This window comes from Microbulbifer sp. ARAS458-1, from assembly GCF_045348205.1.
Classification (GTDB): Bacteria; Pseudomonadota; Gammaproteobacteria; order Pseudomonadales; family Cellvibrionaceae; genus Microbulbifer.
The window spans coordinates 2423205-2437642 of sequence record NZ_CP155838.1; the positions used below are offsets into that span (position 1 = coordinate 2423205).

At 57.8% G+C, this 14438-nt stretch carries 11 protein-coding genes; 7 read left to right on the forward strand and 4 right to left on the reverse strand.

The window, feature by feature from the left end:
- Nucleotides 1–7: 7 nt before the first annotated feature.
- Nucleotides 8–2449 carry a bifunctional serine/threonine-protein kinase/formylglycine-generating enzyme family protein gene (locus AAFH99_RS09960; protein WP_406827654.1) on the reverse strand — a complete coding sequence of 814 codons (2442 nt, stop codon included), beginning with the start codon at nt 2447–2449 and terminating at the stop codon, nt 8–10.
- Nucleotides 2450–2465: 16 nt separating this feature from the next.
- Entirely contained in the window at nt 2466–3485 is a 1020-nt protein-coding gene (locus AAFH99_RS09965) for a PP2C family protein-serine/threonine phosphatase (protein WP_406827655.1), read from the reverse strand.
- Between the two features lie 375 nt (nt 3486–3860).
- Here AAFH99_RS09965 and AAFH99_RS09970 point away from each other — a divergent pair, with 375 nt between their 5' ends.
- Nucleotides 3861–4748, forward strand: a complete 888-nt coding sequence (locus tag AAFH99_RS09970; protein WP_043316511.1) for an FHA domain-containing protein — start codon at nt 3861–3863, stop codon at nt 4746–4748.
- Nucleotides 4749–4751: 3 nt separating this feature from the next.
- Nucleotides 4752–5006, forward strand: a complete 255-nt coding sequence (locus tag AAFH99_RS09975; protein WP_043316510.1) for a glutaredoxin family protein — start codon at nt 4752–4754, stop codon at nt 5004–5006.
- Nucleotides 5007–5068: 62 nt separating this feature from the next.
- Here AAFH99_RS09975 and AAFH99_RS09980 read toward each other — a convergent pair whose 3' ends face one another.
- Nucleotides 5069–7078 carry a transglycosylase SLT domain-containing protein gene (locus AAFH99_RS09980; RefSeq protein ID WP_043316507.1) on the reverse strand — a complete coding sequence of 670 codons (2010 nt, stop codon included), beginning with the start codon at nt 7076–7078 and terminating at the stop codon, nt 5069–5071.
- Between the two features lie 161 nt (nt 7079–7239).
- On the opposite strand from AAFH99_RS09980, the gene abc-f reads away from it, so the two are divergent.
- Complete coding sequence (gene abc-f, locus AAFH99_RS09985) at nt 7240–9144, forward strand: ribosomal protection-like ABC-F family protein (RefSeq protein ID WP_406827656.1); 1905 nt, start codon at nt 7240–7242, stop codon at nt 9142–9144.
- A gap of 65 nt (nt 9145–9209) precedes the next feature.
- Here the strand turns inward: abc-f and AAFH99_RS09990 are convergent, their stop codons facing one another.
- Complete coding sequence (locus tag AAFH99_RS09990) at nt 9210–9653, reverse strand: universal stress protein (RefSeq protein ID WP_043316503.1); 444 nt, start codon at nt 9651–9653, stop codon at nt 9210–9212.
- Between the two features lie 224 nt (nt 9654–9877).
- On the opposite strand from AAFH99_RS09990, the gene AAFH99_RS09995 reads away from it, so the two are divergent.
- The 4 genes from AAFH99_RS09995 (at nt 9878) to AAFH99_RS10010 (ending at nt 14372) form a co-directional block, all read left to right on the forward strand.
- Nucleotides 9878–10402, forward strand: coding sequence for a hypothetical protein (locus AAFH99_RS09995; RefSeq protein ID WP_043316501.1), 525 nt, complete (start codon nt 9878–9880; stop codon nt 10400–10402).
- 254 nt (nt 10403–10656) lie between these two features.
- Nucleotides 10657–13401, forward strand: a complete 2745-nt coding sequence (gene topA / locus AAFH99_RS10000) for a type I DNA topoisomerase (protein WP_043318076.1) — start codon at nt 10657–10659, stop codon at nt 13399–13401.
- A gap of 82 nt (nt 13402–13483) precedes the next feature.
- Nucleotides 13484–14023, forward strand: coding sequence for a DUF6586 family protein (locus tag AAFH99_RS10005; protein WP_406827657.1), 540 nt, complete (start codon nt 13484–13486; stop codon nt 14021–14023).
- A gap of 94 nt (nt 14024–14117) precedes the next feature.
- A complete protein-coding gene (locus AAFH99_RS10010) occupies nt 14118–14372 on the forward strand; it encodes a hypothetical protein (protein ID WP_043316497.1) in 255 nt (84 codons plus the stop codon).
- Nucleotides 14373–14438 lie beyond the last annotated feature (66 nt).

Sequence of the window (14438 nt, forward strand, 5' to 3'; positions counted from 1 at the left end):
GTAAAGCTTACAGCTCCATCACCAGGCGGAAACCGACTTCTTTGGAGCGGGCCTGTTCATTGAGGCCGGTGCGGTAATCGGAACTGATGTTACGCAGAGGTTCACGCATTGAGCCGCCACGTACTACCCGCAGGTCGCAGTTTTTCAGCTGAACCGGGCGCGCATCACTGCGGTGATTGGTGAAATCACCGAGGAAACAGTCTTGCACCCATTCACCAGCGTTACCTGCGGTATCGTAAAGTCCAAATTTATTTGCCTTGTAGTGACCAACGGGCGCGCTGGATATTGAAAACAGTGAATTGAATTCACTGGCACATCCACGGCGACAGTTGGCTTTACCCCGTGCGCTGCTGTCGCCCCACCAGTACAGGGCATCGCTGTTCGCGCGGGCGGCATATTCCCACTCGGCTTCACTGGCCAAGCGGTATTTCTGCCCCGTCTGTTCGCTCAGCCATTGCGCGTATTCCTGCGCTTCCTGCCAGCTGACGTTGATGACCGGGCGTGTACCGCGGCCCCACCCCTGGTCTCCGGGGAGGCCCTGCCCCGTGGCTTTTGCGAATCGGTCATAGTCGTTAAACGTGACTTCATGCACGCCGATTGCGTAGGGGCGGCGAATGGTAATTTTGTGTTCCGGGCTGGTGAACGGGCGGGCATTGTTGCCCATGGTAAAGGAGCCCGGTGACACCACCACCATTTCCGGCCCGTTTCCGCCATCCTTCAGCGGCGACTGAAAGGATTTGCCCGGGAAAAACTTGCGCTCGAGCTGCACGGCAAGATTGACATCGGCGCTGCTGATCTCGACCCAACGCCGCACAGTAACGTACCCGGGCTTGCTTACCTCCACATCATAGCGACCTGGCTCCAGGGCGATACCTGGAGAATATCGGGGGACGATATTCATGATCCGGATACGCGCATCCGCAGGGTTGGCGGAAACCATCAGCGCATAGGTGGCAATGACCTCTTCCTGTACTTCAGCGGCCGGTGGTGTGATCTCGGTATGTATTCCATCACCCGCACTGGTATCTGCATCGGCGATAACGTGTGATCCCGAGTTTCCGTCGAGGCTTTCTGCTGTGGCGTGGTCTGAGTCAGAATTGCCTCCATCCAGTCCGGTAGCTGCGGTATCGCGAAGCACAGGACGAATCTGATCGGCTGCTGATCCGGTACCTGGCAGGGGTTGAGGCTGGATTGGGCCCGGCAGGCTATTCACCGATGGCGCCGGCTCGACGGATTTGGTGATGTTGGCTGGCAGCAGTACCTGCGATGTCATGTCCATCGCGTTATTCACCAGCCCGGACTCTGTTTGCCACTGAAACTTGTTGCTGAACAGACTGAACAGAATCCAGGCCAGGCAAAAGCTCACTCCGAGCATGCCCGCGAATAGCCAGGAGCGCTTTTTCTCCGGTGTGGCCTGTTGCATGACCTGTTGAATGCGCATGATGGTCTGCTGCTCAGCGCGTGGATTCTGCTGGTGCAACGGCTTGTCGCGCAGCCGGGCCCAGGTCGCTGACAGGCGGTCGGTCAAGGTGCCGTAGAGTGTCATTATCAGAGCGCGCAGCAGGCTGGAGACACGCACCGAAGTGTTGTTCAGCTTGGTGTTCGGCGCCGGAGTTTTGCCATCGAGCGCGGCCAGCAGCTGGTCGATGGTATCAACCACATCCAGGCCTCGCTGGAACCGCTGCTCCGGGTCTTTGGCAAGAAAACGGTCGATCAACCCCTGGTACAGGGAGTGGCGTGCCGGCAAGCGCGGAATAGGATCGGTCAGGTGCTTGATGGCAATGGCGACCGCTTCTTCTGCCTGGTAGGGCACCGCGCTGGTCAGCATTTCATAAAATACCACACCCAGGCTGTAGAGGTCTGCGCGTCCATCAACCGCGGCACCACGGGCCTGTTCGGGGCTCATATAGTGCGGCGTGCCCACAACCATACCGGTGTTGGTCATTCGCGTGGTGCGGGCCACCGCCCGTGCAACGCCAAAATCCGTGAGTACCGCGGAGCCGTCCTCGCGGAACAGGATATTTTCCGGTTTCAGGTCACGGTGCACATAGCCTTTTTTACTGGCGTGATCCAGGGCCATGGCGATCTGCCGGGTAATGTGCAGGGCTTCCAGGGGTTCGATGGCGCCCTTGGTCAGTGCGTCGGCCACGGACCCACCGGGCAGGTAATCCATCGCGATGTAGTTCAGGCTGCGGTAGCGGCCGATATCGTGGATGGCGACAATGTTGGGGTGGGAGAGCTGGCCAACGATATTGGCCTCGCGCTGAAAGCGCTCACTGAAAATCGGATCGGCATTCAAAACCGGCGACATGACCTTGAGGGCCACCTGGCGTCCCATGCTGCGCTGGGTCGCCAGATAAACAGTGGACATGCCCCCCTGATTGATTTTCTTCAGGATCTGGTAGCCGGGAATTTCCAGCGAGGCGATGCCGCTGCTGACTACTTCCATTCGCACCCATTCCTTATTATCCGATCAGCAGCTGCCAGGCCGCGTAAACACTTAGCGAAAAAATTATCGCAAGTGTAGTGATTCTGCGGATCAGTGTGCCCCGTGCAAAACGAAATTTATCGGACACAGGTGGCTGCTGGGATGTGCGGAAGTTCCGGTTTTCGAATGTCGGCTGACCATTTTTGTCAGAGCTGTGCGCATTTTCGCCGGCTTCACCTTCAGCATCGTTGTTGGGAGCGCTGATGACCTGCACGGTGATATTGTCGCGACCACCGGCATCCAGTGCCGCAGCAATGAGTAATTCACTGGCGCGCTGGTTATTGGGGTTTTCGGTGAGTACCTGGCAGATTTCCGCGGCGCTCACGTCGTTGCTTAATCCATCGCTGCACAACAAAAGTTTTTGCCCGCTGCCCCAGGAAAAAGAGGCGCGGTCGATCTCGAGGCTCGGGTTTGCAGAGCCGCCGATACAGCGTGTAATGACGTGTCGATTGGGATGATTCGCCGCTTCTTCCTGATTGATCGCGCCGGAATCAACAAGCATCTGTACATAGGAGTGGTCCACGGTGAGCTGCTTCAGTGAACCGTGGGGTGAGCGGGTATTATCAGAGGCGGTTGGTCCCTCGCCATGACTCTCTGGAGGGGTCCACAGGTAGGCTCGGCTGTCGCCTACCCAGTAGATATGGAAATAGGCTCCATCTTCCGCAACCACAACGGCGGTAGTGCCCATGGCGGTAGCGCTTCCCTCGTCGCCGGCGAGTAAGGCGTGTGCGCGACGCAGGGCCTGCTCGTAATGGCGATCAGTAGCTGAGGATCGTTGAATCTCTTCGACAACGGTCTGGCTGGCAATTTCCCCAGCCTGATGGCCGCCGAGGCCATCGGCCACCACCCAGACTCCGCGGGTCTCGTCACCCCAGAACGCGTCCTCGTTCTGTTCACGGCGATATCCGGTGTGGGTCGCGCCGGCACTGCGCGTGGTTGCGCGGACGGCGGGTTGGCTCACACCACTGGGGTGTTCCCGTAGGTTGGCTTCACTCACTGGTATGCAACTACCTGTTACCTGTCGTTATTGTCGAAAGCGCCAAACTTGTGGTTTGCCTCTTTCCGCCCCTGAAATCCGTGGGGTGGGGTTCCTTGAGGTAAATCGCGCTTCCATACTAGAGCCTGAGGGCATTGTAAGCTGCAAACGGAATCACAGGCCAATGAAATTGGCCGTGATAAACTGCCGGCGATATTTTCAGACACGCTGAATTTGAAAAATGACCGCCACAGGCCCCAGGCTGGCGGTAATTTGGTGCATCGACACTCGGAGTCACCGGTCTTGCAGTCTCTGCTCAGAGCTGAGCCCCCGTGTCGATCAATGTGATTGGTTAAAAATTGTACGCTTTTTGGCGTCTTCAAGGAAGCCCAAACCATGTTGAAATTGTGTGACGTGAAAGACGCCAGCCAGAGTGTGTGGCTGGTAGCGCCCAAGGTCACCATTGGGCGGGGAAGTCAGTGTGACCTGACACTGGCTGACCCGTCTGTCGCCAAGCTGCACGCTGAGATTCTGGTGGACGGCGAAGAGCTGGAATTGCGCAATCTCTCTGGTGGCGGGCAGGTGACCGTCAATGGTAAACCGGTGGAGAGCAGTTGTGCGGTGTGCCGGAATGACCGGATCCAGCTCGGCAACAGCAATCTCGCCGTGGTAGATCCGAAGGTTACCCGCGTGAAGAGCGCCGGCAACGCGGCCAATGTTTCCTGGGCGCTGCGTGCCAACCATCCCGCCATTGTGGGGCGGGTATTCCCTGTGCGGGAAACCAGTGTGGTCGGGCGCTCCGACGAATGTGACCTCACCTTTGCCATGTCCCATCTGTCCCGCCGACATGCGCGCCTCGAGGTACGCGAAGGCCTGTTATTCGTGGTGGACCTCGGGTCCGCCAATGGCACCTTTCTGAATAACCAGCGCATAACCGAGTCGCGGGTGCGCCGCGGTGATGAACTGCGATTTGACAGTCTCAGCTTCAGTGTTGTGGGTCCGGCGGACGATCTGGACAAGACCACGGTGCGCCAGGCTGTTGCCATGCCGGAAGCGACGCGTCAGAGCGCGACGCTGGATCAGGCAATGCAGCGTGGGCGGCAGGGGGAGCATCGGGGGCTGGTGAGGGAAATTACCGGCAGCGGCGGGGTTTCTCCGGGGCACGCCGGCGGTTCGCAATCGGCTACCGCCGGAGGCATCAGCGGGTGGATCTGGCTGGGTGTGTTGTTGTCCTGTGCCGGTATCGCCGGTTTTATGTGGGCAAAGGGTCAGGGGTTGGTGTAGTCCGTGGAACAACGGGATCTGCTTCTCTACACCACACTGGGCTGCAGCCTGTGTGAAAAAGCCAAGGTGGAAATCTGGCCGCTGCTGGAAAAATATCAGTTGCGGCTCCGCCCGGTGGATATCGCCGATGACGAGACCTTGAGTCGGCTTTTTGGCTGGAGCATTCCGGTGGTTGGACTAGGCGCGACCGACGATGTTCTATGCTGGCCGTTTACCGCTGAAGAGCTGGATGTCTGGCTGGCCGAAAGGCGCGAGTGATCTATCCTCCCCGAACGCTTCTCGGCTAATTTTCTGCATCGGTGCCCGATTGCGGCACTGCTTCACCACTTGGATTCCGCCTCATTCTTGTTGAGCAGGGGAGCTTTGCTGCCACTGCGGTAGGCATAAATTACCGAGTAAGAGAGCACGTTCTGCACATACTTGCGGGTTTCACTGTAGGGAATGGTCTCGATCCATACGTCAAACGGCAGCTGTTTATTGGTGTCTTTCAGCCAGCGCGATACTCGCGTCGGGCCGGCGTTGTAGGCGGCGGCGGCAAGGAAGCGATTGTTGTCAAAGCGGTTCAGTAGCGAGTTCAGATAGTAAGCACCCAGGTTGATATTGGTGCTGGGATTCAGCAGGTCCCAGCTACGTCGGTAGGGAACGCCAGCCTTGCGCGCGGTCGCCTGTGCGGTGGACGGCAGTAGTTGCATCAGGCCCATGGCGCCGGCGTGAGACTTTGCATCGTGACTGAAATGGCTTTCCTGGCGGGCAACGGCGAGTACCAGATAGTCGTTGAGTGCGGTTTTTTTGCCCATACGTTTGGCTACATCACTGACGATGTCGGAAAACGCCAGCGGAAAACGCAGTTCAAGATCGTCCAGATAATCCGCGGCGAGAATTGACTGGATGGACTTGTGGTACCAGCCCCAGGTGCTGGCAATCTTGCCTGCGGTCATCAACTCTTCGGTGGTCATCGGATCCGTGGCATAGTCCCACTCCCGCCGCGCATGGTAAAACTCACCGATGGCCTGCAATTCACGGGCGCGCTGCATGCCGGGGCGCGCTGCTACTTCATTCACCAGTTTAGGCGTGATCGGCGCCGGGCGATCCACAAAGCTGTAGTCGGTTCCAATGGTATCGGAGGCGAGAAAGCCATAGTAACTGCGTTCCGTCGCGGCCTGCTGGTAAAGCTTCTTCGCCAGCGCCTGGCGCGCCGGGTCTTTCTTATTGGCGTTCGCCAGCTGCTCTTCAATGGCGCGGGCTTTCCAGTACAACCAGCGGTCCAGCTTCTGATCCTCCGCCGGTAGCTGGTCAATCCAGAATTCAATCTGTGCCCAGTCCATTTCTCGGAGTGACTGGCGGATCAGCCATTCGGAGGTGCGCAGGTCGTAAAAGCCCGGATTGTTTTCGATCAGCGCTTCCAGCCCTTTTTTGTCGTCCTGACGGGCGAAGCGCAAGGCGAGATACTGCAGGTAATCGTCGCGCTCTTCGTCGCTGAACAGGTAGCTTGCGCTGTATCGGTCCCACGCCTGGCTGGCTTTGGGGGCGTCCTTGACGGCCAGTCGCCGAAGGCCAATGTTGACGATGTCGCGGTACTCCGGTTCGTCACGGATAAACTTTTTGTATTCGAGGATCTGTTCGGGTTTACGGTACACCGTTCGCATCAGTTCTGCCCGGGCGGCACCGGTTTTATCCAGCTGACGGGCGATATAGGCAGCCAGGTCCAGGTTGCCCGACTGCACCGCGAGGGTATGGCGCTTCCAGGTGCGGGCTGGCGTGAGTCCGCCGTCTTTCATCCATCGCGCGAAAGCCGGGTCACACTCTTTTGGCTGTGATGCGCCCACGGTCCAAAGCTCCGCGATCAGGTCGTACGCCTGCTGCTTGTCGCCATAGCGGGACAGCGCGTCGACGTAATAGCAGCGCAGCTGGGTGCGGCGAACTTTTTCCGGGTCATAGTATTTCAGGTACGCCTTGAAGCGGTCGCGGCCGCCCAGTTCGCGGAGTACTCGTATCCGCATCCAGTCACCGAGCGCGGTGCCCTCATACTTCTCCAGGAACGCATCGATATCGTCATACGGCAGGCGAGGAAGGCGTTTGCTGAGCTCCCAGTATTCGATATAGGGCAGCAGAGGATAGTCTTTCAGCTCTTTCTTGAGCGCGTTCAAGCGGCGCTGGTCATTGTTGGCAATGGCAAGGCGTGCCTGTTGCAGCTTTTCCCGCTGTGCGACGGCGGCCTTGGCTTCCGCGGTATCTGCTGCCCGCGCAGAGGCCGGGCAGGCCAGTAGAACGGCAACCGTGATGGTGAGGCTGGTAAAGAGAGTGGCGAATCCCTTGCTGCCAATCGACATACTGAAAACCCGATTGAGAAATCGCTTATTCGATGGGATGAAGAATAATGCGTAAAATGCCCTTTTTACACGGACGCTGACACAAACTGGGTGGAGCGGTCATCCTGACTTTCCCGTTTCCGATTTGTTTGAACGTCTCAAAGACATTGTAGTGGTTAATTATGTTGCTTCAGTTGGATGGCGTCGGATTGCGCTATGGCGTGCAGGTTCTGGCGGATGGTGTGAGCGCCAAGGTGGATCGCGGTGACCGGATTTGTCTGGTGGGCCGCAATGGCGAGGGTAAATCGAGCCTGCTTAGCCTGATCGGCGGCAAGGGCGACCCGGATGAGGGCGAGATCATTCGCCAGACCGGGATGGTACTCGCCACACTGGAGCAGGCGCTGCCGGAGGATTGCGATCAGTCCGTTTACCGTTACGTTGCCGAGGGCCTGGGCGATGTTGGCGCCTGGCTCGCCGAATATCGCGACAGTCAGAACCCCGATCTGCAGGCAAAGATCGAAAATGCGCACGGCTGGGAACTGCTGGCAAAAATAGACAGCGTGCTGGACCGGCTGGATCTGGATGAGGGTGCGCTGGTGCAGGATCTTTCCGGAGGCTGGCAGCGCCGTGCCGCGCTCGCGCGGGCACTGGTGACGGAGCCGGATCTGCTGATTCTCGATGAGCCGACCAACCATCTGGATATCGCCGCCGTAGAGTGGTTGGAAGATTTCCTGTCCAGCTACCGCGGGGCGCTGCTGTTTGTCAGCCATGACCGCGCTCTGGCCCAGCGGCTCGCCAATACCGTGTGGGATCTGGATCGCGGTATTTTGCGGGTGTTCAACTGCCCGTTTGACCGCTATCAGCAGGAAAAAGAGAAACAGCTGGAGGAAGAGGCGCGCAATGACGCCCTGTTCGACAAAAAGCTGGCCCAGGAAGAGGCCTGGATCCGGCAGGGTATCAAGGCCCGCCGCACCCGCAATGAGGGACGTGTACGTGCACTGAAGGCCCTGCGCAATGAGCGCAAGGCTCGCCGTGATCGGCAGGGCGTAGCGAAAATGTCTCTGGATTCTGGCGAAAAGTCGGGCAAGCTGGTGGCGGAGATGAAAAACGTCACCTTCGGTTTTGGAGGCGAGAATGCTGGGGAGCAGGGCGACGAGGCACCGCTAATCCGCAATCTGAATTTCACCCTGATGCGCGGCGACAAAGTGGGTCTGATCGGCCCCAATGGTGTCGGCAAAAGTACGTTGATCAAGCTGTTGCTCGGGGATCTCAAGCCTCAACAGGGCAGTATCCGCCTCGGCACCAAGCAACAGGTGGCGTATTTTGATCAGCGTCGCGATGTGCTCAACCCCGATCTCAGCGTGGTGGACAATATCGCTGAGGGCCGTGAAAACATCCAGGTCGGTGGCAGCAGCAAGCATGTCATGGGGTACCTTGCCGACTTCCTGTTTACCGGCGTCAAGGCCCGTACCAAGGTGGGCGCCCTGAGTGGTGGAGAGCGCAACCGAGCACTGCTTGCCAAGCTGTTCAGCCAGCCGGCCAATATTCTTGTGCTGGACGAGCCGACCAATGACCTGGACGTGGAGACGCTGGAGTTATTGGAACAGTTGCTGCTGGATTTCTCCGGGACCGTACTGTTGGTGAGCCACGACCGTGCATTTCTCGACAATGTGGTGGAAAGTTGCCTCGCATTCGAGGGCAATGGCGTGGTGCGGGAGTATGTCGGCGGCTATGAAGACTTTGTTCGGCAGGGCGGCAAGTTTCTCAGTGCTGAAGAGCAGTTGAAGGCGCGCAAACAGGCTGCGGAAAATGAAAAGACGCCAGTGGTCGCCCCCTCCATCGACGCAAATAAGCCGGCAGCAAAACCGAAAAAGCTCAGCTACAAACTGCAGCGGGAGCTGGATGCGTTGCCAGCACAGATTGAAAAGCTGGAAAGTGAGATCGCCGCGATGGAGGCGGAAGTCGGTGCGCCGGATTTTTATCAGCAAGACAGTGGTGTGGTGCAGGCGCGCTTACAGGTACTGACGGATTTGCAGGCAGCGCTGGAAGAAGCGTTTGAACGGTGGGCAGAGCTGGATAGCATGTAACCCTTTGATGGTTCACCTTTCCAGGGCGGGTACGTCAGTACCCGCCCTGGAGCCTGTCCGCTCGATTAGTCACTCGGTGGGTGAACCCGTACTGCCAGGACGTCGCAGCCAGCTCCGTGCAATACACCGTTTGCGGTAGATCCCAGCAGCAACGCCAGGCCGTGGCGCCCATGGCTGCCAATCACAATCAGATCGCAGCCGCTTTCCTCCGCCAGGCGGTGAATTTCCGTGGCCGGTTGCCCGAGCACCACGTACTGACGCTCCGCGGGAATATTCAGGCCCTGCGAGGCCTTGCGCAACTGTTCTTTTGCCTGGTTTTGCAGCTGTTCCTGCACTTCAGACAGGTCCATAGGAATGTCGCCGCCGTAAGCGAAAGTCAGTGGCTCGATAATGTGCGCAAGGCTCATTTGCGCGCCGGAACAGGCGGCAATATCGCTCGCGCGCGCCAATACCTGGGAAGATTCCACCGATAGGTCCAGTCCTACCAGAATGTTCTTATAGCCTGACATGGGCTCCTCTCAATCTCCGTTGGTAGTTCACATATCTCATGCGTGAATGTGCGGCAAACGGGTAACAAAATCCGGGCGCCGATGCCTTCACTCAGTCTACTTTAAAAAAACAGACTTGACACAACCGCCCCGTTGCAGAGAAAAATGCGCGCCTCAATTGGGTGTCTCTGCTTTTGGGAGACGCTTTACTGCGCAAATTGCGACCTCTAGACAGGAATACCATCATGGCCAGCTGGGTACCCATCGTAGTCATCATATTCGCCGTAGTGCTGGTGATTGGCCCGGTTATGTGGCTGAAGCCCAGCAGTCGCGATCGTAAGCTTGCTGAATTACGTCACAAGGCTGCCAGTGCCGGTTTGAAAGTGCAAATGCAGACCCTGCCCGCCGCGATAGGAGAGGGCACTGCGGCGACCTACTTTTCCCAGTGGCGTAACCCGCGTCGGCTGAACACCGGGTGGGTGCTGGAAATGCAGCGTATGTCTCACGAAATGCATTTCGAGGGGACATGGGACTGGCGCAAGGGGCGCGCCGCCCCGGAAGCGGCGCAGCCACCGCTGAGGGAGTTGATTTCGATGCTGCCGAGCGATGTCACCGCGATATTTGCCAATGACAGCGGCCTCGGTGTGCAATGGCGGGAGCGCACCGGTGACGTCGGATTCGCAAAAATTCAGCAAGCGCTGGCCGTCCAGCGGCCGGTAATAGAAGAAGCAATAAGACAGCCCACACGCAGCGAGTCGGGTGAGGTTTGAACAGACCCCTGCGAGAGGTGAAACTGGCCGCCAGGCAGATCTGGGCTACTGTTTTAACCGGTTGAACCATCCCCGCAATCGTCGGTCACAGGCGTCAATATGAGTCAGGAATTGGTAACCAATTTGACTCTGATTTTGCCGATTTGCTTGACCACACTGGGGGCGGAGCATATATATTCGCGCAGCGCACCGCCCAATCGGATTCTGGTGCCGGGTGCGTGAGCAGTAAATTTTCTATTAAAAATCAAAAGCTTATGGGTAAATCACTGGTCATCGTCGAGTCGCCGGCGAAGGCAAAAACGATCAACAAGTATCTCGGAAAGGACTTTGTGGTGAAGTCCAGTATCGGTCATATCCGGGATCTTCCTACCGGTGCATCGGCGAAACAGGCCGTGGATCCCAAAGAGCGCGCGCGCCGGGCAGCGGAAACCCGCAAGCTATCGCCGGAAGCGAAAGAGATCTACAAGCGCAAGAAAAGCCGTGAGCAGCTGATCAAGCGCATGGGTATCGACCCGGACCACAACTGGGAAGCCCACTACGAAATTCTTCCTGGAAAAGAAAAGGTGGTGGACGAGCTGCGTAAGCTGGCCGCCAATGCCGACCACGTCTATCTCGCAACGGACTTGGACCGCGAGGGAGAGGCCATCGCCTGGCACTTGCGGGAAGCCATTGGTGGTGATGAGCAGCGCTACCGACGCGTGGTGTTTAACGAAATCACCAAGTCCGCGATCCAGGAAGCATTCGAAGATCCGGGCCCTCTGGATATCGACCGAGTCAATGCGCAGCAGGCGCGCCGGTTCCTGGACCGTATCGTGGGCTACATGGTTTCTCCGTTGCTGTGGGAAAAAGTCGCCCGTGGTCTTTCTGCCGGTCGCGTGCAGTCCGTAGCGGTAAAACTGGTGGTGGAGCGCGAGCGTGAAATCCGCGCGTTTATCCCCGAGGAGTACTGGACTCTGTTTGCGGATACGCAAACCGCCAAATCAGACGCCCTGCGCCTGGAAGTGAAAAAACAGGCTGGTGAAGCGTTCAAGCCCACCAACCAAGAACAGGCCATGGCAGCGCTGAAGGCGCTGCAGTCCAGCGATTTCACCGTAAGTGCACGGGACGACAAACCCACCAGCTCAAAGCCCAGTGCACCTTTTATTACTTCCACGCTGCAGCAGGCCGCGAGTAATCGCCTCAGTTTCAGCGTGAAGAAAACCATGATGATGGCCCAGCGACTCTATGAGGCGGGTTACATCACCTATATGCGTACCGACTCCACAAACCTGAGTGCCGAAGCCGTGGCTTCCGTGCGCGAATTTATCGGCGAGAATTACGGCGAGAAGTACCTGCCAGAAAACCCCAACCGCTACAGCAGCAAAGAAGGGGCTCAGGAGGCGCACGAAGCGATCCGGCCATCTGATGTGCGGGTCAAGCCGAACATGCTGTCGGGCATGGAGCGTGATGCTGAGCGCCTGTATACCCTGATCTGGCAGCAGTTTGTGGCCTGTCAGATGACTCCCGCACAATTTACCTCCACCTCTGTGGTGGTTACTGCCGGTGATTTTGAGCTGCGCACCCGTGGCCGCGTCATCCGGTTCGACGGTTTCCTGAAGGTCGCGCCCGCGCAGAGCAAGAAAGACGAAGATCTGGTGCTGCCGGACATCAAGGTCGGTGAAAAGCTGAATCTGAAAAAGCTGGATCCGAAACAGCATTTCACCAAGCCGCCGGCGCGTTTCAGTGAGGCGGCACTGGTAAAAGAGCTTGAAAAACGTGGTATCGGCCGTCCGTCCACCTACGCATCCATTATTTCCACCATCCAGGACCGCGGCTACGTGCGTCTGGAGAACCGTCGTTTTTACGCGGAGAAAATGGGCGATATCGTCACAGATCGATTGAGTGAAAGCTTTACTGATCTGATGGATTACGGTTTTACCGCCAGCCTGGAAGAGTCACTGGATACGGTGGCGGAGGGTAAGAAAGGCTGGAAAGACCTGCTGAATGAATTCTATTCCGACTTCAGCAAGCGGCTCGAGAAAGCTCAGGATAAAGAGGGCGGCATGCGTCGCAACTCGCCAACGGACACGGATATCGAGTGCAGTAAATGCGGTCGCCACATGCAGATTCGCACTGGCTCCACCGGCGTTTTCCTCGGCTGTTCCGGTTATGCGCTGCCGCCCAAAGAGCGCTGTACCAACACCATGAACCTGGTGTCCGGTGAAGAAGCGGTTGATGCGGAGAAAGACGAAGATGCGGAAACCCGCCAGCTGCGGGATAAGCGCCGCTGTCCCAAGTGCGGCACCGCCATGGATAACTACCTGGTGGACGAGCATCGCAAGCTGCATATCTGCGGTAATAACCCGGATTGCAGTGGATTTGAAGTGGAGAAGGGCACCTTCAAGATCAAGGGTTATGACGGCCCGGTGATCGAGTGCGACAAGTGCGGGTCGGACATGCAGCTGAAGTCCGGCCGCTTCGGCAAGTACTTCGGGTGTACTAACGAGAGTTGCAAGAACACCCGCAAACTCCTGAAGAGTGGTCAGCCAGCACCGCCGAAAATGGATCCGGTACCCATGCCGGAACTGGCCTGCGAGAAAGTTGAGGATACCTATATACTCCGCGACGGCGCATCCGGCTTGTTCCTGGCCGCCAGCCAGTTCCCGAAAAATCGCGAGACCCGCGCTCCGCTGGTCAAGGAGCTGTTGCCACATAAGGATGAGATCGATCCGAAGTACAGCTTCCTGTTCTCGGCGCCTACCGAAGACAACGAAGGTCGTGACACCGTTGTGCGCTTCAGCCGCAAGACGCAGGAGCAGTACGTCCAGAGTGAAGAAGAGGGCAAGGCAACGGGCTGGAAGGCGTTCTATCGCGATGGTAAGTGGCAGGTAGATGCCCCGGCGAAAAAAGCTCCGGCCAAGAAAAAGGCCGCCGCTAAAAAGGCACCGGCCAAGAAAGCTGCAGCCAAAAAAGCGCCGGCGAAGAAAAAGGCAGTAGCCAAAAAATCCCCGGCCAAGTGATTGGCCGGGAGGCCGCTATCCGTCATCCCGGCGCATGCCGGGATCCAGAAAATCTGGGAGAAAGACTAGGGGGTAATGCAGTTTGAGTAATCCCTACACCGGTACCGTGGCGTCGGCGTTACGCAAGGCACAGCTGCTGCTGCAGTCCAGTGCCGAAGTGGACGATACGCCTCTCCTGGAAGCTTCCCTGCTGGAGGCCGCGGTTCTGCAATTGTGGCGGGGATACCGGGGGTTTCTGGCGGAGCAGGGGTATCAGATGCAGCTGGGGTTCGCCGCAGGTGCCGAGCCGCAAACGGCTCAAGCGCTGGCAAACCTGGTGGCCCAGCGGGGCAAATTCAGCGGCGAGGCCAGTGAACTGGTCAATCTCGCTGAAAACCCGGACAGCTGGTTTGCAGGCCTCTTTGCCGCCTGGCACAAGTTATGGGTGTTGAGCGCCTCCGGGTCCTCGGGTCATGCACAATCCACCACGTCGGTGGGCGTTCAATCGATGATTCCCGTGCGTCAGCTGGATTCTGCTGAGGTCGCACCAGAGCAGGCTCTGACCCGGGAGCGGGTCCAACAGTGGCACCGGAGCCTGTCCGAGTTGATTCAGCGCCAGCGGGCACACAGTCAGGAGTGGTGAGCGTCTGTCGCGAAACCTATCACCTGCGGCCCGCTGATTAATCAGGCGCCGCTGTGTTACACTGCTCCAAATCACGCGGTTACTGGAGAAGTGAATGTCTACCGAGACTTACGAAATCATTGAGTTGTCCAATGGTGATGTGGCGCTGCGACGCGCTGGTCACAAAGGGGAACCGCTGGTACGTATTCATTTCTCGGACGAGAGCCAGCACTTTCTGCGGGAACACAAGGTGGCGGTAGCCCGCGCCATGCTTGAGGCTGGTATCGAAGCGGTACAGGACATCAATGAGATGGAGCCGGAGCCGTTCGAGGAAGAAGACGTGGATCTGACCGAGCACACCATTCACTGATCATTCTGTGGTTAATTCGCAGACATAAAAAACAGGGCTAAAGCCCTGTTTTTTTATATTCGAAAT